Origin of the sequence: Vibrio sp. 10N.222.49.C9 (assembly GCF_041474985.1) — a bacterium.
GTDB classification, from domain to species: domain Bacteria; phylum Pseudomonadota; class Gammaproteobacteria; order Enterobacterales; family Vibrionaceae; genus Vibrio; species Vibrio crassostreae_C.
Genome location: NZ_JBFRVD010000552.1, coordinates 1 through 302, shown reverse-complemented (window position 1 = coordinate 302; position 302 = coordinate 1). Strand labels below are relative to the sequence as shown.

At 48.3% G+C, this 302-nt stretch carries 1 pseudogene; it reads right to left on the bottom strand.

Features of this window, described 5'->3' with window-relative positions:
* A pseudogene (locus AB4585_RS24425) lies at positions 1-302 on the bottom strand (putative 2-aminoethylphosphonate ABC transporter permease subunit); the annotation flags it as partial.

The window sequence follows — 302 nt, the reverse complement described above, 5'->3', positions numbered from 1 at the left end:
TGGTACCACACTCAGCATCTGCATTGCTTGTCGCAGTGGTCCGAATCCACGTCCCTTCTCAATGCAGTAGGCACCAATGAAGATAACCACAGTACCGATTAGCGCAGTCCAATCAGCCAGAGTCAATGAGTTGAAGTAAGGGCTCCAGCCGTAGGTGCTTAGCTCACTAAAGTTGTAGTTGTTTAGGGTTAGTGCTTTGTTCCAAGGCCAGAAGGTAACCAAAGAGCCATACACCGCCATACCTAAAACACCCAGCACTGCGATACAAATTACGATGCAGTACACAAGGCAAGCGTTATCAC